This is a genomic window from Nostoc sp. C057, assembly GCF_013393925.1.
Taxonomy (GTDB): domain Bacteria; phylum Cyanobacteriota; class Cyanobacteriia; order Cyanobacteriales; family Nostocaceae; genus Nostoc; species Nostoc muscorum_A.
The window spans coordinates 6,730,726-6,753,524 of record NZ_CP040281.1; the positions used below are offsets into that span (position 1 = coordinate 6,730,726).

Annotated in this window: 19 protein-coding genes; 10 read left to right on the forward strand and 9 right to left on the reverse strand. The window is 42.9% G+C overall.

The genetic code is table 11. From position 1 onward, the window contains the following. Positions 1 to 262 precede the first annotated feature (262 nt). From FD724_RS28690 to FD724_RS41170, 6 genes are all read left to right on the forward strand, one after another. Positions 263 to 4,249: a magnesium chelatase subunit H gene (locus FD724_RS28690; protein ID WP_179074944.1), complete on the forward strand. Its 3,987-nt coding sequence runs from the start codon at positions 263 to 265 to the stop codon at positions 4,247 to 4,249. A 53-nt stretch (positions 4,250 to 4,302) separates the two neighbouring features. Then, the gene (locus FD724_RS28695; RefSeq protein WP_179074945.1) at positions 4,303 to 4,878 is read left to right on the forward strand and encodes a Uma2 family endonuclease; all 576 of its coding nucleotides are present in this window, start codon (positions 4,303 to 4,305) and stop codon (positions 4,876 to 4,878) included. 21 nt (positions 4,879 to 4,899) lie between these two features. Then, positions 4,900 to 5,907, forward strand: a complete 1,008-nt coding sequence (locus FD724_RS28700; protein WP_179074946.1) for a HEPN domain-containing protein — start codon at positions 4,900 to 4,902, stop codon at positions 5,905 to 5,907. Between the two features lie 249 nt (positions 5,908 to 6,156). Continuing rightward, on the forward strand, positions 6,157 to 6,375 hold the full coding sequence (locus FD724_RS28705) for a hypothetical protein (protein WP_256874381.1): 219 nt from the start codon (positions 6,157 to 6,159) through the stop codon (positions 6,373 to 6,375). Continuing rightward, positions 6,359 to 6,688, forward strand: coding sequence for a type II toxin-antitoxin system PemK/MazF family toxin (locus tag FD724_RS28710; protein ID WP_179074947.1), 330 nt, complete (start codon positions 6,359 to 6,361; stop codon positions 6,686 to 6,688). The genes FD724_RS28705 and FD724_RS28710 overlap by 17 nt, the downstream gene beginning before the upstream one ends. Continuing rightward, on the forward strand, positions 6,689 to 7,258 hold the full coding sequence (locus tag FD724_RS41170; protein WP_256874382.1) for an addiction module protein: 570 nt from the start codon (positions 6,689 to 6,691) through the stop codon (positions 7,256 to 7,258). A gap of 59 nt (positions 7,259 to 7,317) precedes the next feature. On the opposite strand, the gene FD724_RS28725 is transcribed toward FD724_RS41170, so the two are convergent. Beyond that, positions 7,318 to 7,470, reverse strand: a complete 153-nt coding sequence (locus FD724_RS28725; RefSeq protein ID WP_179074948.1) for a hypothetical protein — start codon at positions 7,468 to 7,470, stop codon at positions 7,318 to 7,320. A 56-nt stretch (positions 7,471 to 7,526) separates the two neighbouring features. On the opposite strand from FD724_RS28725, the gene FD724_RS28730 reads away from it, so the two are divergent. Both FD724_RS28730 and FD724_RS28735 read left to right on the forward strand, forming a co-directional pair. After that, positions 7,527 to 7,787, forward strand: a complete 261-nt coding sequence (locus tag FD724_RS28730; protein WP_174711983.1) for a type II toxin-antitoxin system HicA family toxin — start codon at positions 7,527 to 7,529, stop codon at positions 7,785 to 7,787. Continuing rightward, complete coding sequence (locus tag FD724_RS28735; RefSeq protein WP_199346326.1) at positions 7,787 to 8,122, forward strand: type II toxin-antitoxin system HicB family antitoxin; 336 nt, start codon at positions 7,787 to 7,789, stop codon at positions 8,120 to 8,122. The genes FD724_RS28730 and FD724_RS28735 overlap by 1 nt, the downstream gene beginning before the upstream one ends. Before the next feature lie 136 nt (positions 8,123 to 8,258). Here FD724_RS28735 and FD724_RS28740 read toward each other — a convergent pair whose 3' ends face one another. From FD724_RS28740 to FD724_RS28750, 3 genes are all read right to left on the reverse strand, one after another. Then, on the reverse strand, positions 8,259 to 8,411 hold the full coding sequence (locus FD724_RS28740) for a hypothetical protein (RefSeq protein WP_245246002.1): 153 nt from the start codon (positions 8,409 to 8,411) through the stop codon (positions 8,259 to 8,261). 270 nt (positions 8,412 to 8,681) lie between these two features. Beyond that, complete coding sequence (locus FD724_RS28745) at positions 8,682 to 9,596, reverse strand: VOC family protein (RefSeq protein ID WP_179074949.1); 915 nt, start codon at positions 9,594 to 9,596, stop codon at positions 8,682 to 8,684. A gap of 44 nt (positions 9,597 to 9,640) precedes the next feature. Next, the gene (locus tag FD724_RS28750; protein ID WP_179074950.1) at positions 9,641 to 10,960 is read right to left on the reverse strand and encodes an acetyl ornithine aminotransferase family protein; all 1,320 of its coding nucleotides are present in this window, start codon (positions 10,958 to 10,960) and stop codon (positions 9,641 to 9,643) included. A gap of 324 nt (positions 10,961 to 11,284) precedes the next feature. Between FD724_RS28750 and FD724_RS28755 the strand changes: the two genes are divergently transcribed. Next, the gene (locus tag FD724_RS28755; RefSeq protein WP_179074951.1) at positions 11,285 to 11,614 is read left to right on the forward strand and encodes a hypothetical protein; all 330 of its coding nucleotides are present in this window, start codon (positions 11,285 to 11,287) and stop codon (positions 11,612 to 11,614) included. A 203-nt stretch (positions 11,615 to 11,817) separates the two neighbouring features. On the opposite strand, the gene FD724_RS28760 is transcribed toward FD724_RS28755, so the two are convergent. The 4 genes from FD724_RS28760 to FD724_RS28775 form a co-directional block, all read right to left on the reverse strand. Then, positions 11,818 to 13,035, reverse strand: coding sequence for a M20 family metallopeptidase (locus FD724_RS28760; protein WP_179074952.1), 1,218 nt, complete (start codon positions 13,033 to 13,035; stop codon positions 11,818 to 11,820). A gap of 98 nt (positions 13,036 to 13,133) precedes the next feature. Continuing rightward, positions 13,134 to 14,036 carry an undecaprenyl-diphosphate phosphatase gene (locus FD724_RS28765; RefSeq protein WP_114083845.1) on the reverse strand — a complete coding sequence of 301 codons (903 nt, stop codon included), beginning with the start codon at positions 14,034 to 14,036 and terminating at the stop codon, positions 13,134 to 13,136. Between the two features lie 475 nt (positions 14,037 to 14,511). Beyond that, the gene (gene bioD / locus FD724_RS28770) at positions 14,512 to 15,192 is read right to left on the reverse strand and encodes a dethiobiotin synthase (RefSeq protein ID WP_179074953.1); all 681 of its coding nucleotides are present in this window, start codon (positions 15,190 to 15,192) and stop codon (positions 14,512 to 14,514) included. After that, on the reverse strand, positions 15,192 to 16,928 hold the full coding sequence (locus FD724_RS28775; RefSeq protein WP_179074954.1) for a serine/threonine-protein kinase: 1,737 nt from the start codon (positions 16,926 to 16,928) through the stop codon (positions 15,192 to 15,194). Before FD724_RS28775 ends, bioD begins: the two co-directional genes overlap by 1 nt. A gap of 917 nt (positions 16,929 to 17,845) precedes the next feature. On the opposite strand from FD724_RS28775, the gene FD724_RS28780 reads away from it, so the two are divergent. Beyond that, complete coding sequence (locus FD724_RS28780; protein WP_114083842.1) at positions 17,846 to 18,862, forward strand: ribose-phosphate pyrophosphokinase; 1,017 nt, start codon at positions 17,846 to 17,848, stop codon at positions 18,860 to 18,862. 173 nt (positions 18,863 to 19,035) lie between these two features. Here the strand turns inward: FD724_RS28780 and FD724_RS28785 are convergent, their stop codons facing one another. Continuing rightward, entirely contained in the window at positions 19,036 to 22,671 is a 3,636-nt protein-coding gene (locus tag FD724_RS28785) for a response regulator (RefSeq protein WP_179074955.1), read from the reverse strand. Positions 22,672 to 22,799 lie beyond the last annotated feature (128 nt).

A 22,799-nucleotide genomic window follows, 5' to 3' on the forward strand; every position in this document is an offset into this window, starting at 1 on the left:
TAGATAAATAGCTATTTAACTATAAAAATATATTACAAAAAGTTTACAAATTTGTGAGCAAGTACTTTTATGTAAAGTCAACAATTACAAAGAAATATTTCGTTTTTTATATCGATTTGTGTCATATAAGGGATAAAATGCCTACTGGGCAAGCGTTTTCTGATAAAAAACAGATATTGCCTAAAGATCACAAGTTACCTGTGGCTGATGATGCCGCTAGGAACTTCCTTCAGAGAACACGCATCAAAGGAGCCGAAGAAGCATGTTCACACACGTCAAGTCCACCATTAGACACATTGCGCCTGATAACTTACGCGGACGTAGTTTAATCAAGGTGGTCTATGTCGTGCTTGAGTCCCAGTACCAGAGCGCATTGTCGCAAGCAGTTCGCACGATTAACGCGAACAATCCCAACTTGGCGATTGAAATCAGCGGGTACTTGATTGAGGAACTCCGCGACCCCGAAAATTACGAGGAGTTCAAACGAGAAATTGAGAATGCGAATATCTTCATCGCTTCCCTCATTTTCATCGAAGACTTAGCACAGAAAGTAGTAGCAGCAGTAGAACCACACCGCGATCATCTGGACGTTTCTGTTGTCTTTCCCTCCATGCCAGAGGTAATGCGCCTGAGTAAAATGGGCAGCTTTTCCTTGGCACAGTTGGGTCAGTCAAAAAGTGCGATCGCCCAATTCATGCGGAAACGCAAAGAAAAATCCGGTGCGGGATTCCAAGATGGGATGCTGAAGCTTTTGCGAACCCTACCGCAAGTTCTGAAGTTCCTTCCAATGGACAAGGCACAGGATGCCCGAAATTTCATGCTCAGTTTTCAGTATTGGCTAGGTGGTTCTCCAGAAAACCTGGAAAACTTCTTGCTGATGCTAGCTGATAAATATGTATTTAAAGGTTTAGAAAAACAAAATTTTGCACCTTCTACATACGAACAGCCGGTGGTTTATCCCGATCTAGGGATTTGGCATCCTTTGGCTCCCAGTATGTTTGAAGATGTCAGAGAGTACCTCAATTGGTATACAGCTCGTAAGGATATTTCTAGCGATCTAAAAGATCCCCTAGCTCCTTGTGTCGGGTTAGTATTGCAACGCACTCACCTAGTTACAGGCGATGATGCCCATTATGTGGCAATGGTGCAGGAGTTGGAAGCACTAGGCGCACGGGTACTACCTGTGTTTGCTGGTGGTTTGGATTTCTCCAAGCCTGTTGAGGCTTACTTTTATGAACCAAATACCAACACACAGTTGGTAGATGCAGTGATATCGCTGACTGGTTTTGCTTTAGTGGGTGGCCCAGCCAGACAAGACCATCCTAAGGCAATTGAAGCACTCAAACGCTTAAATCGTCCTTACATGGTGGCGTTACCCTTAGTATTCCAAACCACAGAAGAGTGGATGGATAGCGATTTAGGGTTACATCCGATTCAAGTAGCTTTGCAAATTGCGATTCCTGAATTGGATGGGGCAATTGAGCCAATAATTTTATCGGGTAGAGATGGGGCTACAGGGAAAGCGATCGCACTGCGCGATCGGGTTGAAGCTGTAGCCGAACGCGCCTTAAAATGGGCTAACCTCCGCCGCAAGCCGAAACTGGATAAAAAAGTCGCCATCACCGTTTTCAGTTTCCCGCCAGATAAAGGCAACGTGGGAACCGCCGCTTACTTGGATGTATTCGGTTCCATCTACGAGGTAATGAAAGCCCTTAAAAATAACGGCTACGACTTACCCGAATTGCCAGAATCAGCCGAAGCGTTGATGCAAGAAGTCATTCATGACGCTCAAGCGCAGTACAACAGCCCAGAACTGAACGTTGCTTATAAAATGTCGGTTCCAGAGTATGAGGCGCTGACCCCATACTCTCACCGCCTAGAGGAAAACTGGGGCCCACCTCCTGGACATCTCAACAGCGACGGGCAAAACTTGCTAATTTATGGTAAGCAATTCGGTAACGTCTTCATCGGTGTCCAACCTACATTTGGTTACGAAGGCGACCCAATGCGGCTGTTATTCTCGCGTTCAGCTAGTCCTCACCACGGTTTTGCTGCTTACTACACTTACCTAGAGCAAGTTTGGAAAGCTGATGCTGTACTGCACTTTGGTACACACGGTTCCTTGGAATTCATGCCCGGTAAACAGATGGGGATGTCTGGAGACTGTTATCCAGATAACTTGATTGGCTCAATTCCCAACCTGTATTACTACGCAGCCAATAATCCGAGTGAAGCGACAATTGCCAAACGCCGGAGTTATGCCGAAACAATTTCTTACTTGACACCGCCGGCAGAAAATGCTGGTTTGTATAAAGGTTTGAAGGAACTCAGCGAGTTAATTGCTTCCTACCAAACCTTGAAAGATAGTGGACGCGGTGTTTCCATTGTCAACAGCATCATGGATAAATGCCGGATCGTGAATCTGGATAAGGATATTCACCTGCCAGAAACCGATGCCAGAGACATGAGTGCTGATGAGCGGGATAATATTGTTGGCAACGTCTACCGCAAGTTGATGGAAATCGAGTCTCGCTTGTTGCCTTGTGGTTTGCACGTCATTGGTAAACCCCCAAGTGCAGAAGAAGCGATCGCAACTCTCGTCAACATTGCTAGTCTAGATCGTCAAGAAGAAGGAATTCAAGGCTTGCCGGGAATTATCGCTAACAGCCTTGGGCGTAACATTGACGATATTTACCAAAATAACGACAGAGGCATTTTAGAAGATGTCCAGTTATTGCAAGATATCACTTTAGCAACCCGTGCAGCAGTTACCGCCCTTGTCCAAGAGCAAATCGACGCGGAAGGACGAGTTTCTTTAGTTTCCCGGTTGAATTTCTTCAACATGGGCAAAAAAGAACCTTGGGTAGAATCATTGCATAAAGCAGGTTATCCCAAAGTCGATAACGCCGCCCTAAAACCCCTATTTGAGTATTTGGAATTCTGCCTAGAGCAAGTTTGTGCCGATAACGAACTCGGAGCATTACTCAGAGGCTTGGAAGGTGAATACATCTTACCTGGCCCTGGTGGCGATCCCATCCGCAACCCGGATGTATTACCCACAGGTAAGAATATCCATGCTTTAGATCCGCAATCCATCCCAACAACAGCAGCAGTCCAATCAGCTAAAATCGTCGTAGACAGGCTTTTGGTACGTAACAAGGCAGAAAACGATGGAAAATGGCCAGAAACCATCGCCTGCGTCCTTTGGGGAACCGATAACATCAAAACTTACGGTGAATCCCTAGCGCAGATTATGTGGATGGTGGGCGTGCGTCCAGTTCCCGATGCCTTGGGACGGGTGAACAAGTTGGAATTGATATCTCTAGAAGAGTTGGGACGACCCAGAATAGATGTGGTAATCAACTGTTCTGGTGTATTCCGCGACTTGTTCATCAACCAAATGAACCTGCTAGACCAAGGCGTGAAGATGGCAGCTGAGGCGGATGAACCCTTAGAAATGAACTTTGTTCGCAAACACGCCTTGCTGCAAGCTGAGGAAATGGGGATTAATCTGCGTCAAGCAGCAACGCGCGTTTTCTCCAACGCTTCTGGTTCCTACTCGTCAAATATCAACTTGGCGGTAGAAAACAGCACTTGGGATAGCGAAGCCGAGTTGCAGGAAATGTATCTCAACCGGAAATCCTTCTCCTTCAATTCCGATAACCCCGGAATTATGGACGAATCCCGGCAGATTTTTGAAAGTACATTGAAAACTGCTGATGCAACTTTCCAAAATTTGGATTCTTCCGAGATTAGCTTAACGGACGTTTCCCACTACTTCGACTCAGATCCCACAAAGCTGGTGGCAAGTCTGCGGGGTGATGGTAAAAAACCAGCATCTTATATTGCAGATACAACCACAGCTAACGCCCAAGTGCGGACATTATCAGAAACCGTGCGTTTGGATGCGCGTACCAAATTGTTAAATCCCAAATGGTACGAGGGGATGCTGTCTCACGGTTACGAAGGTGTGCGCGAACTCTCCAAGCGGTTGGTGAATACAACAGGTTGGAGTGCAACAGCCGGCGCTGTGGATAACTGGATTTATGAGGATACTAACGAAACCTTCATCAAAGATGAAGAAATGCAGAAGCGGTTGCTGAACCTTAATCCCCATTCTTTCCGCAAGATTGTATCAACTTTGTTGGAAGTGAATGGACGCGGTTATTGGGAGACTAGCGAGGATAATTTAGATCGTCTGCGCGAGTTGTACCAAGAAGTTGAAGACCGGATTGAAGGGATAGACTAGGATTAATGGGCAGGCATAAAGCCTGCCTTAACTTTTCAATCTGAGATATGACTATGAATGCTTTAACCGTCAACCTTCAATCAGTATTGGAACTGACAGATGAGCAGTTTTTTAATCTATGTCAGGCAAACCGTGACTTGAGGTTTGAACGCACTGCAACCGGAGAATTAATTATCATGCCACCAACCGGGGGAGAAACCGGAAATCGTAATGGTAGACTAAATCAACAATTATTTAATTGGTCAGATACCGATTTGACTGGCATTGCTTTTGATTCTTCTACTTGTTTTAAATTACCTAATGGTGCAGATCGTTCACCTGATGCTTCTTGGATAAAATTAGAACGATGGGATGCTTTAACTGAAGAAGAAAAACAAAAGTTTCCCCCCATTTCTCCTGATTTTGTAATTGAGTTACTTTCGCCAAGTGATAGTTTGAAAGTTGCTCAGGAAAAAATGAGGGAATACATAGATAATGGTGTGCGTTTGGGTTGGTTAATTAATCGGAAATCGCGGCAAGTGGAGATTTCTCGGCAAGGACAAGAGGTTGAGGTGTTGGAATCGCCTGTTACTTTGTCAGGAGAAGATGTTTTACAGGGGTTTATTTTAAACCTTGAAGCGATTTGGTAACTGAAAAGTAAAACAAGAGTTATGACAAAATTAGACCCCCTAGCACTAGAAATTATTGATGAATTTCTTGCCAATACTGGTTCTGATGTAGCTTCAGACTTAATGGATGATGAGAAAATAACAGGTTTAATATCTATTAGTGGTTCAACGGGTTGGGGATTTGAGACCTACCAAATTGCTGAGTCCTGGTTTATAGAACCTAAAAAAATCAGTTTTTATGCTGATATTTATTTAGATTCAACACCAGATGATGAAACATCAATTCTAGGAACATCAATTTTCGCAGAGATCCATGGCAAAGCTGTTAAAGAAGACGAAAATTGGGAGATATCTGAGTATGAAATAGTAGAAGCTGACTTCTACCCACCTAATGATTATGATGAATACTATTCTTCAATAATTCTATCAAATACTGATTTTCATAAAACTTTTCAAAAAGATTTAGAAAAAATTGAAGCTTTACTTAACGCTGAAGTAACTGCCAACAAATTAGAACCTTTACATCAGATGAGAACACTTGATAAGGATGAGGTACAGCAATATTTGTTTAGATTGCTCTATATCAATGTGATTACCGCTTTAGAGACTTTTTTATCAGATGCTTTTATTAATACGGTTCTAAAGGATCGTGTATTGATTAGAAAATTTGTTGAGTCGAATCCAGAGTTTGTAAAACATAAATTCTCTTTAAATGAGTTATTTGTTAAGGTTGATAATATTGATGAGGAAGTCAAGAAATATCTGTCATCACAATTGTGGCATAACTTGAAAAAAGTTAAACCAATGTACAAAGACACTTTTAATATAGAATTTCCAAAAGATTTGAAGGAGCTTTTTAAAGCAATTGAGAATAGACACCATTTTGTGCATCGTAACGGGAAGTCAAAGGACGGAGAAGAAATAACACTTACTCAGAAGAATATAGAAGAATTAGTGGCAGAGGCTCGAAAGCTTGTAGACGATATTGATAAGCAATTTGGAGACAACAATATAATTGAAAACAACAATATAAATGGTTTTGATTTCTAAAATACAGAATAGGCTGCCTAACAATTTAGTCGCAGTGGACTGTTGAAAGCCTCCAGTAAGCTACGCTAACCCTCCACTCTTCCACAACAGGCGATGTCTAACGACAAGCTGCTACGCTTATACACTTTATTTTTGAGGTTTTCTGCAAGGCGATCGCACTCACTCTTCCACAACAGGCGATCGCTTTATTTTTGAGGTTTTCTACAAGGCGATCACTCCTCATCAACTATAGAAGCATAAAATTAAAGCATGACTATTCATAAAACAGATATGCTAAAAACGCTTTGGGCTACTATTCGGGAAGGAAAAATTGAATTGCTGGAGTCAGAGGAATTACCGGAAGGGACAAGAGTGTTAGTGACGCTGCTTCCTGATGATGAAACTGAATTTTGGCTTCAAACCAGTCAAACATCACTCTCATCAGTTTGGGATAATGCTGAGGATGATATCTATGCCGAACTACTCTAAAAATGACATCATTTTGGTTCAGTATCCCTTTTCAGATTTGTCCAGTTCAAAAGTTAGACCTGCTGTTGTTGTAAGTGCGCCACACGTTTCTCAAGACATTTTAATCACGCCCTTGACGAGCAAAACTGGAGCATTGCTAGAAGGTGAGTTTGTCTTGTCTGAATGGGCAGCAGCAGGGCTAAACGTGGCTACAGCAGTCAAGAGAGGTTTATACACAGTGCATAAAAGCTTAGTTGTAAAAGCAATCGGCAAGTTAGCTGATGCTGATGCTGAATTGTTAGAGCAATCTTTGCGGTGTTGGTTGGGGTTGTGAATGGACAAAATCTTGTCCGCTATATTTAAGGTGTACCAGTTGCTTCCTCACTCCAAGTTAATCAGTATAGATATCACAGCTACTTTGAACGAAATTGCAACTCTCAGTGTTGAAGATAGAATCCGTATTGTACAAGCAATTTGGGATAGCATCGCAGCAGAGCAAGTTTACCCTGATTTAACCGATGCACAGAAGCAAGAGCTTGATCGTCGAACTGCTGACTATGATTCAAATCCAGATAATGTGCTGACTTGGGAGGAAATCAAAGCATCAATTAAGGGGCAGCAACGAATTATGTCCTGGTGTTTCGCCCAGAGGTTCGAGAAGAACCCAGCGGATGCACACAGTTGGTACGAGAGTCAGAAACCCGGTTTGGGTGACGAGTTTTTAGACTGTGTAGACGAAACGGTGAATCTAATTTGCCAGATGCCAGAATCCTATGCAGTTACCTACCGTGATGTTCGACGAGCAATAGTAAGACGATTTCCCTATGCTGTGTACTATCGAATTGTTTCAAGTCGAGTAATTGTCACAGCAATTTTTCATGGTCGCAGAGATCCAAAATCTTAGCAGATGCGAACCTAACAGTGCAAGTTAGTGGACAGACGAAAGCCGCTACGCGTCTAAGCTTAGTTTTTGAGGTTTTCTGTCAAGCGATCGCACTTTGGGAAATTTTGCAGATGTACTATACCCCAGCTACGCCCGTCGTAGACATCGCTTATTGCAAAGTAAGGATAAGCGATCGCTTCTATATTTTTAACGATATCATAATATGATATCATTATATCTGTGGCTATATTCAACTTAACTGTAAGATGGCTGTAATTGTATTGGTTAAATGGATCTCAATAACAAACAACGTCAGATTTTAGAGTTAATTTTTACAAATCCTGTACCATCTAATATTCTTTGGAAAGATATTGAAAGTTTATTTATAGCTCTCGGTGCTGATATTACTCAAGGTAGAGGTTCGCGGGTTCGTGTGAAATTAAATGATGTGAAAGCTGTTTTTCACGAACCGCATCCTCAAAATGAGACAGATAAAGGAGCAGTCAAATCTGTTAGAGAATTTTTAATTAAGGCAGGAATTGAAATATGATGACTTATAAAGGATACACAGCTAGTATAGAAGTAGATGTAGAAGCGGGAATACTTTTTGGCCAAGTCCTAGATATTAATGATGTAATTACCTTTAAGGCAAAAACTGTAGACGAAGCGCGTCAAGAATTTCAAATTTCTGTTGATGATTATCTTGCTTTCTGTGAAGAATTAGGAGAGGAGCCTGATAAACCATTCTCTGGTAAACTTCCATTCCGCACAACTCCAGAACACCACCGCAAAATATTTATTGCTGCTAAAAAGGCTGGCAAAAGCATAAATGCTTGGATGGATGAAATATTAACTGGTGCTGCGGATAAAGTAATCAATACTTAGAGTCAATAATTTTAAATATGTTCTTCAGGAGTTAGGCTTTGAGCTTGCAGATTACCCCACCAACGGCTTCCGTCCGCTACTCTGAAGTGTAAGGTAGCTGGCAACATCAATTGGGATAAAGGAATACCGTTGTGCGTTACGCATAGTCTTGAGTTTTAGCAGCTTGTAGCACTTTTAACATAGTATCTGCGGCTTCAACTGCATTATAAGGCGACCACACAGGATAAGACTGATCGGGCTTAATCAGATCGGTTTCCTGTTGGGCTAACTCTGAGATTAAAACCTGCATAATGTAAAACTTATCTGCTCGACTAAGTTATCGCAAAGTAGAGATTAATTCTGCTGAAACCATGCAAAGTACTCCAGTAAATCAAGTCTGCTTCTCGAGCATAGATTATTCGTTGGGTTTCACTGCGTTTACCCCAAGCTAATCGCATTGTCTTTGAGGTTTTCTGCAAGGCGATACCTACGGTGAGCTACGCTAACGCACTTGACATTTAAGACAGTCGCTACATAAATATATCTTTTAAAAAACTCTAGGTTTCAACATAGATGAGGTTTATTTAGATAGACGAGTCATTTCAAACAATTGCTGGGCATTACTTCCTAAAAAAGCATCGAAAAGTATCTGCTTTCCAGGCTCGATTTCGACTAGATAACGCTGGGCAATTTCATAATAAGCGTAAGTCCAGGGGATCTGAATTTCTGCGCCACTGTTATCATCTAGCACTGTCACCATTTCTGTTACAGCTTGAGTTGCAGTTTGTCGCAAACCACAGGCAACATTTCCCTCTATCTCTGCTTTCATTGGTACACCCAGATGAGCCAAACCACTAGCAGTAGTATCAATGTCTGGATATTTTGGGGTGTTCTGTCCGTTGACGTAGCCTGTAAAATGGTTGACACCATATCCGTGCAGCAACACCCAAGCCCCATACTGAGTAACCTGATTGACCTCTTCGACAACAGAATGCCTGGGAGGTAGCCAAGGACGGGTGAAGACTTGCTGAAGTTGTTTGGCAATGGTTTCAATCTCCGCGTCTTTTTTGAGAAGAGTAACGGGTGAGGTTAGTTGGTGTGGGATTGCAGATACTGTTTTAGAGATGAGTTGAGCAATATTAGCAGGCAGTTCATCAACAATCAACTCGCTAATAAAGAGTTTGGGTAAGTTAAATTCCTCTTGTTGTGGATGGCGATAATGACGGGCATATAGATGAGTTTGAGCAAAATTATACTCTCCAGCCGCCACGTAACCCAAAGCTTCTGCAAATTGTGCGAGATAGTCAATTCCTAAATTAACTTGACCTTGCGGACTATCTACTAATAAACGCAAAGACCGAAAGGCGATGTGGTCGTTGGCTACAATTCCACCCGCAGCAGTTATCATTTGCTGGTAGGTACGGGCATGATTTACTCTGGCGCTGTATTTTTGCCAAAGTAATTTCCATAAATTTAAGGCTATTTCGGGTTTCATATAAATTTTTCATTTTTCATTTTTCATTTGTCATTTGTCATCTTTTAAGAACTTAAAATCTCGCTAATAATCTGAAGGGCGATTTGGATTTGTTCGCTGTCGATAACTAGAGGGGGACAGAAACGAATTGCCGCTTTACCGCAACCTAGTAATAATAAACCGCGTAAAAAAGCTTCTTGAATAATGCGATCGCGCAATTTATGATCGAGATTACCCTGTTCATCCAATAAATCCACGGCTACCATCAAACCTTTACCTCGTGGCGGCGATACTCTCGGAAATCTTTGATGCAACTCGGTAAGACTAGCTTGTAAGAATTCTCCCATCTGGGTAGCGTTGGTCATCAAACCACTTTCCAGCAATTGCAATGTGGCAATACCAGCAGCACAAGCTACGGGATTACCGCCAAATGTAGTAGCGTGAGAACCTGGAGGCCAAGTCATTAACTCTGGTCTGGCAAGTATCGCTCCTAATGGCAGACCACTGGCGATACCTTTAGCAGTAGTAATAATATCAGGCATCACACCCCAATGCTCGATCGCAAATAAGCGACCAGTCCGCCCCATTCCCGCTTGCACTTCATCCACTACCATCAGAATACCGTGGCGATCGCAAATATCCCGAATCCGTTTTAAAAAACCATCCTCTGGTACGATATATCCACCCTCTCCTTGAATCGGCTCAACTACGATCGCGGCTACTTCTTGCGGTGGTAAAATTGTCCCGAATAGCTGTTGTTCCAGGTAATCTAAACTGGCGTGAGTGCCGTAGGGGATATGAGTTACCCCAGGAACTAAAGGCCCAAAATTCGCTCGCTGCACTGCTTTAGAACCCGTGAGAGACATTGCCCCATAAGTGCGTCCGTGAAATGCACCTAAGAAAGCCACAATTAGCGATCGCTTGGTGTAATATCGGGCTAGTTTAATTGCTCCTTCGTTTGACTCTGCCCCGGAATTGGTGAAAAATACTTTTGCTGGGAATGCACTGTTACTCTGTGGTTGAGGAAAAGGGGCGCGAATCGCTAATTGTTCCGCTAATTCCACCATCGGTTCATAATAAAAATCCGTCCCTGACATGTGCAGCAGACGTTCGGATTGTTCTTGAATTGCTTTGACGACTTCCGGGTGGGCGTGTCCGGTGGCGGTAACAGCAATACCTGCGGTCATATCCAGAAATACATTGCCATCTACATCTTCTACCATGCAGCCTTGTCCGCGAGATACAACTAACGGGTAATCGCGGGTGTAAGAAGGGGAAGTTACCGCGCGATCGCGTTGTACAATTGCTTGAGCGCGAGGTCCAGGTAAAGAAGTTATTAAACGGGGTATACGAGGTAAATTTAAGTTAATAGGTATACTTAACATTATTTTTGCAATTTTTTAAAGATTACTGATGATTAAACGCTAAAGCTTGATTGGTTACAGTAGCATTTGATGCCATTGGTATGAAAATTACGCATTTACCGAAAAAGCTTTACAGTAAAAGATTTTTGTATTTTGTAAGACTTTGCCCGTTTTTATAACACAACTTTTGCGATCGCGTCATATTATATTTTTTGAAGCATAACAGCTTCACTATTTAGATATCAGGGTGCAAGCTACAGAACATTTGTTGAGAGAATCTGTATTACGTCCACAGGAGAATTGCTATATGCAAAAATTAATACAAGTCTCTGAGATAATCAACTAATGACTTGGGCATCTGGACAAAAGGCCTGCTACGCCTACGCAATAGTTAGATCAGCAGTCGCATTAGTAGCTTTTGTGACTCCAATAGTTAGTTTTCAAGTCGCATTAGTAGCTTTTGCGACTCCAATAGTTAGTTTTCAAGTCACATTAGTAGCTTTTGCGACTCCAATAGTTGGTTTTCAAGTCGCATTAGTAGCTTTTGCGACTCCAATAGTTGGTTTTCAAGTCGCATTAGTAGCTTTTGCGACTCCAATAGTTGGTTCAGCAGTAGCCAGAAGACCTCAATCTTCCTCTCTGCACCTCTGCGTGAGCTTAGGGACTTCCAAATAAAAAAATATCCCAAAGTCGATAGCAAAATTCTCTCTATTTCCCTTCACTCTGTGTTCTCTGCGTCTCTGTGGTTTGTTTATTTGGATAATTTATTTCTTGGAAATCCCTTATTCAGCTTAAAGACGTGATAAATCGCGTCTCTACATCAGGATTTTGGGCTTATCTGAATTGTATTAAATTAAAAACAGCTAATATACACCCACTCAACTAAAAAACTTCTCCACGCATCTAACAAATATTTCCACACCCATTCCCAACGCCGTTTCGTCAAAATCAAACCGGGGATGATGATGAGGATACGCCAAATCTTTCTCTGGATTCGCAGAACCTAAAAAGAAATAGCAGCCAGGAACCTCTTGCAAGAAAAATGACATATCTTCAGCAGCCATAGTTTGGCATTCTGGTACAATACCCAACGGCGTTTCTACCACTTCTTCTGCTACAGTTCGCACCAATTCCGCTATCTTAATATCATTAATTACTGGTGGATAAAGTGCCCAATATTCTAAGTCATAACTCGCACCATGACTTTGACAAATTCCAGCAATAATCTGCTCAACACGCTGGTTGAAAAAGCCTTTCAAACTAGGATTAAAATATCTAACAGTGGCACTCATTCGCGCTGTATCAGCAATCACATTGCGCTTGGTTCCAGCATGAAGTTCGCCCACTGTCACCACAGCCGAATCAATGGGATTCACATTCCGGGCGACAATGGTTTGCAAGGCATTTACAATTTGGGCAGCAACTACTACGGAGTCAACAGTTTGATGGGGTAGTGCGCCGTGTCCACCTTTGCCCAAAATTGTGCAGTTAAAGCACTCCACAGCTGCCATCAACGCCCCAGCCCGCACGCCCACTGTTCCCAAGGGTAAATTATTCCACAAGTGCAAACCAATAATCGCGTCAACATCAGGATTTTTCAGAACTCCAGCTTCAATCATCGGCTTTGCGCCTCCTGGTGATTCTTCTGCTGGCTGAAAGATAATTTTTACGGTACCGGAGAAGTCTTGACGATGCTGTTGCAGATAGTAAGCTGTACCTAATGCGATCGCAGTATGTCCATCATGTCCACAAGCGTGCATCACTCCATCATGCTGCGATTTGTACGGCACTTCGTTGAGTTCTTGGATTGGCAAAGCATCCATATCCGCCCGAATCGCTAAAACTTTCTCTGCACCTAATTTGTTACCCTTGATAGTGGCAACAATGCCAGTGTGAGCAATGCCAGTTTGATGCTCAATTCCCCACTCTTGCAGCTTTTGTGATACGAACTCAGCAGTCAGTTTTTCTTGAAAACCCAACTCTGGTTGTTGATGCAATCGCCGCCGCCACTCTACCAATTGCGGTTGCAATGAGCGAATTGCCAACCGGATGCGAGATAGATCAACAGAAGAGGAATTGGGAAAGGTAGAAACCATTATGAAGACAAGCTAGTTTAATTACAGCTAACTTAGTCTATCGTAGGAAATGGCGAAGAATCATCATCAGAATCTTCTTAGCCAGTTACCAGGTAAAATCAATTCTGCAACCAACCAGCCATCACAGCAACTATCAAAAATAAACCCATCGCCAAACGGTAGAAAACAAAAATCAAAGTGCTGTGTTTTTCTAGGTAGCGCAGGAGTCCCCAAATTGCAGCAAAAGCGGAAATGCTAGCCGAGATTAAGCCTACCAACAAAGTCAACCAACCAGCTGTACTCAACCCTGCTTTCGTAAGAGTATGGAGTTCTACAGCACCTGCCAAAATCACGGCTGGTAAGCCCAACAAAAAAGAAAATCGGGCTGATGTCTCCCGTTCCATACCCAAAAATAACCCAGCCGTGAGGGTGGAACCAGAACGAGAAACGCCAGGGATTAGGGCAAAAGCTTGAGCAACTCCTACCCAAATGCCATCCCAGAGGTTGAGGTTGTCAAAAGTGCGATCGCGTCCTCCACGTTTTTCGGCGATCGCTAGCAATCCTGACATAATAATTGAAGCTGCACCAATAACTACTAACCCTCGCATCGGTGAGTTGCAAGCGTTCAGAATTGGTTTGAGTAGCACACCAGCCACAGCAATGGGCAAGGTTCCGATCAATAAGCCCAACATCAGTTGCAAAGAACTAGATTGATAATCTTGTCCGCTAATTGCTCTAACTGTCTCTCCTGTTAATTTTTTTAAGTCTTGCCAAAAATAGACTAAAACAGCAGTCAAGCTAGCTAACTGCATTGCTGCTGAAAAAGCAGATCCTGGATCTTTCAGTCCCAGTAGAGTTGGTACTATCCGCAAATGAGCAGTACTGCTAATTGGTAGTAGTTCTGTAATTCCCTGAACGATGCCTAAAATAATCACGTCAATCCAGCTAAGGTTAGCAAAGTCTAGATTCACTTCACTACCGTTGCCACAGACGGCACTCGCCACCACAAAAGAAAGCATCATGATATCAGGCGTAAATAATTTACTTTTAATCAAACACCGACAAAGTAACTTATGTTAGTGACGCTTCTGTGACTAAGACATGGCACTTGGATGACATCTAAATACAAATAAAAATCTCGTGTGTTCGCGCAACGTGTCGTTAGGCAATAAATACCATTTTGTTATTTTAAAAACATCTTTAAATAATCATATTTTGCACATAATAAACCTACTCATGAAGTGTTATTTTAGTCCAAAAATTTAAATAAGGCAGGTAAATCCTGCCTTGTGTGTCACCAAAGTTAGGTTAGCTTCACTTCTCTTACCATTGCACGTCTTATTGACAAAGCTATTACCAAGTTATGTCAGAACTGTGACTGCACCATTTGTAAAAAGTGATTGAACATTCATTCGCTACTTTTTCCCCAATGCCCCTCATCAGTGCTGAGTGAGAAGGGATAGACCAATGCCCCATGCCCAATTCCCAATTCCCAATTCAAAGTGTCAGTGTTTCCCAATCTAAATCTGACGCTATTTGAGCAAGTTTATCTAAATCAGTCAGATTATCTAAATAGGGCAAACAACCTAAAACTGGCGTGTTAGTGAGTGATTGAATCAATTGCTGTGGTGTCCAATCGGCTATTTCTGCATCTGTTCGAGGTTGTATGCAGTTCAGAATAATGCCTTTGAGATTAACGCGCGATTGCCTAGCTAATGCGACGTTTGCCACTGCTTGAGCGATCGCACCCAATCTAACTGGTACGACCAATACCGTTGGTAAACGCCATTCTCCCGCTAAATCCGCTACCGTTAACTCGTCAGTTACAGGCGAACCTAAACCTCCCAAGGCTTCTACAAGTACAAAATCACGTTGCGATCGCAACTTAGACAAAGCTTGCCAAACTATTGCTAAATCGACTTGGCGATTTTCTCGTGCGGCGGCGATGGGAGGGGCTAAAGGTGCTTCAAAGTATAACGGTGTAATTTCCTCTGAAGATTGTTCTAGCGCAAATAGCTTTTGATACCACTCGCGATCGCCAATCCCCGATTGAATCGGTTTCATGATTCCCCAGCTACGCTGCGGGTAATATTTTTGCCAATAGGCTGCTAAGGCTGTTGTTAAAACAGTTTTACCAGCTTCGGTATCAGTTCCAGTAATCAGTAGTGTGTTTAACATTAATTTCTTTGACCAGAAAATGGTTGTGTTTCATTAACTGGCGGCAAGGTTGGCGTTTCACCAGTGGGCGGAGTTGGAATCGGTTTCTCTGTGGGAATTGGGAAGGGTGTTTCTGTAGGAATTGGGAGGGGTGTCTCTGTAGGAATGGGAATCGGTGTCTCTGTGGGAATTGGGAAGGGTGTTTCTGTGGGAATGGGGAAGGGTGTTTCTGTAGGAATGGGGATCGGTGTTTCTGTGGGAATTGGTTTGACTGATTTTTCTAATGAAACATTGAGGTTGTAATTACTTTCGGCAACTCCCGAAGCCAGTGTTAACTCAATAGTATATCTACCAGTAACTAGCAATATGCCTTCATAAGCTGTTATTGGCTGGGTATTCTGAGCAAGTGGTTGTTCATTGGGACTTAAAACTGTGAGCAATACGCTGCTTGTTGGGTCAATCAACGCAGTTAACTTGTCACCTTTCTGCCCAAAAAAAGTATACCGGATGATTTGATTTGTTTTGAGAGTATCTGTAACTGTGGCTGTGTTATTTGCTCCCAGATTGAGCCGCCTAGAAATAGGTTGCTCAGTGGTGGGTGTGGGTGTGGCTGTGAATGTAGTACCACCAGAAATAACCGGTGAAGGGAAATTTTGTGGAAGCGTTTCAGTTGGTGATGGTTTCGACTGACTGCGGATGGAACTTACCAGTGCCCAAGAACCAAATCCGGCGACAAAAACTACAGTAGTTGCAATTGCCGCGATCGCTAACGGATTATCCAAGACTGAACTAGTGGGACTTGGTGGAATCACAGGATCGGGTTGTTTCTTCGGCGAAGCTGGTGGTGGTACTGAGTCAGGACGGCGGCTAACAGCCATTGTCTGCAAATTAGACGCATTCAGGGGAGGAAGACTAACTTGTTCTAAAGGTTGTAGTGCTTGAGATACACTAACAGCACTCTGATAGCGATCGCTCGGTATATGATTCAACATTCGATTCAAAACTTGAGCAAATCGCGGACTCACCTTTACCCATCGCTGCCAATTCCAAATTAGTTGGTTTTCGTCAAATAGATCCCTTGGTTCTTTACCAGTCAGCAAAACAATCGCGCTTACCGCTAAAGCATACAAGTCACTGCTAGGGTAAGCTCCCCCTGTTTGCATTTGTTCGCTAGGAGAGTAGCCTAATTTTCCCACAGTGGTTTCGGGCATGGCGCTCTCTGGCGATCGCAAACGTGTTGCTAGTTCCTTTACCACCCCAAAGTCAATTAACACAGGTTTAGCGTCACTATCGCGCAAAATAATGTTTTCTGGCGAGATATCTCGGTGAATGATCCCTCGGCTGTGAATATGCTCTAAAACAGGCAACAACAACTGTATCAGCTGCAATACTTCCGCCTCTGTGAAGGTTTTACCAACAGCTTGACGTTCAGCCAGCATCGCTCGGTAGGTTTGACCTGCAACATAGTCCTCTACCAAAAATAAGCGTTGGTCTTGCTCAAATCTTTCCCGAAATTTGGGGACTTGTGGATGTTCGATTTGATATAAAATGGCAGCCTCTCGGTGAAAAAGCTCCTTTGCCTTTTCCCAAGCCGAAGCCTCCGTTGCTGTTGAAATCAATTCCTTGATCGCGCACAGTTCGTTAAAGCGTCTCTGATCTTCTGCCAGATAGGTTCTACCAAATCCTCCTTGTCCGAGAATTTGAATTATCCGGTAACGGTTTTGCAAGACAGTGCCAACTGTAATGGGTGGTTGCATGAGCGATTGATTGAGTGTAGGAGCAATTGAGGAAGAAGTCACCCACCAAGATTAAGTCCGAGAGGCGACACAGTTACATGCAGCGATATTCTACCTTACCTAATGGGTATACCCCCAGTTAGGAGTATACGCAAAGTCTCGTTTCAAGTGTCTTATGCAACTTTAGGAACTGTCCACGATATAGGGGGCAGGGGAAGTGTGGGAGGTGTGGGAGGTGTGGGAGGCAATGCAGCGTTCATTGATTGATGTGCAGTTATTCAATTCCTCCTCTTTCTCCCCACACCCCCCACACTCACGCTCATTTCTCACAAGTGAGAAATCCAGGCTACCCTGTTACCCATCTCACTGTTAGAGCATTGCTCCCCAGAAGATGGCTGGGGGAAGAAGAACAAAAATTATCGCAGCTTGGTGCTGTCAGCCTTGCACGAAAACCACACCTATGAGAGTTTGTTTAAATACAACTATTCTGGAATTTTATTGTGTGAATTAAAACTTAAAATTAAATCTGCCAGTTTACTTATTTATTGCTAGTATCGTAGAATATAATAGGATACAACTTAAACACTTAGTTCCAAATGCTCCTTGTCTAAGAACAAACTTCAATACCACTTAAAGTTATAAATACTTTACTGTCAGTAATAAATGATGTATTTAGAAGAAGCAATCTAGTACACCAATCTTTGATAGCTTGAGGTTGTTTGTCTCAACTCAAAAATTTGAATTATACATTTACTGGACGGACTTGATATCAGTTAAGCTATCAATGGTTTGCTTCCAAAGAAAATTAGACAGTTAGCGAATGATAATTTTATGGAGAAATGCTTAAATTTTGTATGGAAGCTTTAATAAAACTCACAGATGTTTTTTTTAGGCTATTTCTCAGTTAAATCTATTAAATCTCTAATGATAATATTGCTATGAATTCAAATAGAGGATCTGCTGTTCTTAGTTCTGCAACTTTCAAAGTGCAAGCATCTACAACAGGAATGACTGATAATCATCGCTTGCGGCTGTTTTCGGGCTCTGCCAATTTACAGCTGTCTCAAGAAGTCGCTCGTTATGTCGGGATGGACTTGGGCCCAATGATTCGCAAAAGATTTGCGGATGGAGAACTTTACGTTCAAATCCAAGAATCCATTCGGGGTTGTGATGTCTATTTAATTCAGCCATGCTGTCAACCCGTGAACGATCATTTGATGGAATTATTGATTATGGTTGATGCCTGTCGTCGAGCTTCGGCGCGACAGGTGACGGCAGTAATTCCCTACTATGGCTATGCTCGTGCCGATCGCAAAACGGCAGGACGAGAGTCTATCACTGCCAAGCTGGTTGCTAACTTGATCACCGAAGCAGGTGCCAACCGCGTTCTAGCAATGGATTTACACTCGGCGCAAATTCAAGGCTATTTTGATATTCCTTTTGACCATGTTTACGGTTCTCCAGTATTGCTGGATTATCTAGCAAGCAAGCAATTGCCCGACCTTGTGGTTGTTTCCCCCGATGTTGGCGGTGTAGCACGAGCCAGAGCATTTGCCAAAAAACTAAATGATGCTCCCCTGGCGATTATTGACAAGCGTCGTCAGGCACATAATGTTGCAGAAGTGTTAAATATCATCGGCGATGTTAAAGGCAAAACGGCAGTGTTGGTGGATGACATGATCGACACTGGCGGCACGATCGCAGAAGGGGCGCGATTATTGCGTGAAGAAGGAGCGCGTCAGGTATACGCCTGTGCAACTCATGCGGTATTTTCCCCACCAGCGATGGAGCGATTATCCAGTGGTTTGTTTGAGGAAGTTATTGTCACCAATACGATCCCCATACCAGAAAACAATCGTTTCCCTCAACTAGTGGTGTTGTCAGTAGCTAATCTCTTAGGAGAAACTATCTGGCGGATTCATGAAGATACTTCAGTCAGCAGTATGTTCCGCTAAACTGTCATTTGTGTTACAGGCATAAATTACCCACGCTGACCCCTTGACCAGGTGCAGTGTGGGCTTTTAGTCGTTTAAAAATTTCTGTACTGAGATTACTACACAAATAGTTTGAGCTTCCAAGCTGGTTTACAGAAAACTTTTTCTCCCCTTATTCACTGCTCCCTGCCTCCTTACCGATACAGCCAAACCCGGAGTAGTGAAAGCAATTGCTCAGTATCTACAGGTTTGGTGATGTAGTCAGAAGCTCCAGCTTCGATGCACTTTTCGCGATCGCCTGGCATAGCTTTAGCAGTCAAAGCAATTATTGGTAGTGAGCGAAACTGTTGTTGCTGGCGGATGGCGCGGGTGGTTTCGTAACCATCCATTTCCGGCATCATGATATCCATCAATACTATATTAATGTCAGGATTATTTTGCAGCCTCTCTATGCCATCTCTGCCATTTTCAGCAAACAGCACTTGCATTTGATAGCTTTCTAAGAAGCTGGTCAGGGCAAAAATATTCCGCAGGTCATCATCTACAATCAAAATTTTCCGATTAGCTAGCACCGGATCATTTTGATGTAGTTGCTCTAGCATTTGACGCTTTGGTTGCGGCAAATTTGCTTGCACTCGATGCAAAAACAGGGCCGTTTCGTCTAATAACCGCTCTGGCGATCGCACATTTTTAATGATAATTGTCTCTGCTAATCCCCGCAGTTGGGTTTCTTCTTGGCGGCTGAGTTCTTTGCCGGTATAAACGATAATTGGCAGTTTTAACAGCCTGGGTTCTTGCTTGATTTGCTCAATTAGTGCAAACCCGCTCATATCGGGCAGACCAAGATCCAGTACCATACAGTCAAAGTGCTGCGATCGCAAAATCAACAGCGCTTCTGCTCCCGTACCCACTGCTGTACTCTGGACATCACCATTACCAATCAATTCGATAATACTTTGGGCTTGTACGGGATCGTCTTCTACGATCAGGAGATTTCTTACCTGACGCTCAATAAAACCTTTAATATCAGTCAATACCTGAGTTAGCGCTTCTGGAGAAACAGGTTTTTGTAGGTAAGTAATTGCTCCTAGCTGTAATCCCCGTTGCTGTCTTTCATCTACGGAAAGTATATGTACTGGTATATGCCTAGTATCTGGCTTATGCTTCAGACGATCCAGCACCGTCCAACCATCCATTTCTGGCATATAAATATCTAGCATAATTGCATCGGGCTTAAACTGTTGCGCGAGTGCTAGACCTTGTTTGCTCTGTAAGGCAACTATAACCTTAAAGCCCTGCTCACGAGCCATATCTAGTAAGATGCGGGCGAATTTATCATCATCCTCGATAATTAGCAAAGTGCGATCGCCAGGTTGAATTATTTCCCGGTCATCTGGAATTTCGTGGGGAGAGGTGGTAAGTACTTTTGTGCTTGGAGAAGTGTCCACAGTTGTGGGTCTGTTTTCTACCAAAGGCACTTCTTTTATAGTCGATGCTTGGCGGATAGTGATTGGTTGAGGGGGTGTAAAAGTACTTTGACTATTCTTTTCTTGTCGTCTGGGTAGGTAGAGAGTGAAGGTGCTTCCCTGCCCTGGTTTGCTGACTATTTCAATTCTTCCTCCCAACAGTTGAGCCAATTCGCGGCTGATGGACAAACCCAAGCCAGTGCCGCCATACTTGCGGCTGGTTGTGCCATCTGCCTGCTGAAATGCCTCGAAAATAATCTTCTGCTTCTCGGCTGGAATGCCTATACCCGTATCGCTAACTGCAAAAGCAATCATCGGATTATCAATTTCGGCTGCGTCAGAATACATACTAATTTCTAACTTCACGCCTCCCTGTTCAGTAAACTTAAAGGCGTTAGCTAGGAGATTTTTCAGCACTTGTTGCAGACGTTTAGAATCGTTATAAATTGTCGGTGGTAACTTACTATCCAGTTCAATAGTAAAACTGAGTTCTTTATTGTGCGCTACTTGCCGGAAAGTCTGCTCTAGAGATGTCGCCAAATCTGCAAAAGCAATTTGCTCAATATCGAGCGACATCGTACCCGACTCAATTTTTGCTAAATCTAGAATGTCATTGATCAATTCCAGCAAATCAGTGCCAGCCGAGTAAATAGTCCGGCTGTACTCTACCTGTTTATCGGTCAAGTTGTTAAGAGAATTATCTGCTAACAGCCTGGCTAAAATTAACAAGCTATTTAAGGGTGTCCGTAATTCGTGGGACATATTCGCCAGAAATTCCGATTTATATTTGGAAGACAAAGCCAGTTGTTCAGCTTTTTCTTCCAAAGACTTCCTCGCCCGCTCAACTTCCTGGTTCTTGCGAGCGACTTCCCGATTTTGAACTTCTAAAAGTTCTGCCTTTTCTTCTAATTCCTCATTTAGTTGCTGTAATTCTTCGTTAGACTGCTTGACAAGAAATTGTGATTCCTCCAACTCGTGCGCCTGTTCTTCTAAACGTTGATTGCTCTGTTGTAGTTCTTCTTGCTGGGTTTGCAGTTCTTCTGTCAAAGCAACTGACTCTTCAAGTAGTTGCTGGGTTTGCAATTGTGAGGCGATATTATTTAAAAATACACCCAGATTTTCACTCAATTGCTCTAAAAATGTCAGATGCAGATGGCTGAAAGCCCCAAAAGAGGCAAGTTCAATCACGGCACTCACCTGCGTCTCAAAGAGTATAGGCAAAACAATAATATTTAGCGGTGGTGATTCTCCCAAGCCGGAACTGATGCGGATATAGTCACTAGGAACTTCTGTGAGGAGGATTCTTTGTTTTTCTAGGGCGCATTGTCCCACCAATCCTTCGCCCAAGCGAAACTGATTTGCTAAGTTTTTTCGTTCTTTGTAAGCATAACTACTCAACAACTTCAGTACTGGCTGATCGTCTATAGAGGCCATTGCATAAAAAACGCCCTGTGATGCCCCAACCAGTGGCGCTAAATTCGACAATATCAAGCTAGACGCAGCTTCCAGATTTCGCTGCCCTTGGAGCATCTGGGTAAATTCAGCTAAGTTAGACTTTAACCAGTTTTGCTCTTCATTTTTTTGAGTTGTATTTCGCAGATTAACGATCATCTGGTTGAAGGTGCGCGTCAACACGCCAATTTCATCGTAGCGATCGCTATCTGGTAAACTCACCGATAAATCCCCATCCGCCATTTTTTCTGCCAAACCAGAGACTTGCTTTAGAGGTGCTGAGATATGTCTGGTCAAGGCAAATCCGATTAAACCTAAGATTAAAGAAAATAAAGGAATACTATAAATAATACTGGCGATCGTTTGTCGGGCAGCTGCTCTTGCTCTCTCAGAGCGCTGTTTCAGGAGTGCATTCTCCTCAGTTTTCATCGCCTGGATAACTTTCTGAATCTGATCCATTAGCTGTTTACCCTGGTCTGTCAGGACAGCTTTCTGAGAAGCTTCTAAACCTTGGCTTTCCCGTAGCTCAATTACATCTTTCATTACAGCCATTCTCTGAGTTAGTAGTGGCTGCAAAGTATCAAGCCGATTTTGTTGGTTGGGATTATCTGCTGTTAACCTTTGAAGTTCCTTGACTTTTTGATTCAATAATTCAATTGCAGCGTTATAAGGTTCTAAATAGCGCTGTTCGCCCGTAATAATGTAACCGCGTTGCCCAGTTTCAGCATTTGTCAGTTGCAGATTGAGGTCTTCAAGCTGACTTAGTACCTGGTAGGTATGGGTTTCTTTGCGCGAAGTTTCAATTAGATCGTTGGTGCTTTGGTAGGAGATCAGACCAATGGTGGTCAGAGTTGCCAAACTCAGGGCAAAACTTACTCCAATCTTGGTTCCAATCTTCAAACGGTTAAACATTATTCCAGGCAAGTATTTAAACTATTTCTGTTTTTAAGACTATTTCGATTATGTTCTAATTATCCAAACTAAATGTATGCTGTTTGGTTGATCTGGGATATGCCTAATTTTTGGCACGCTAAATATTA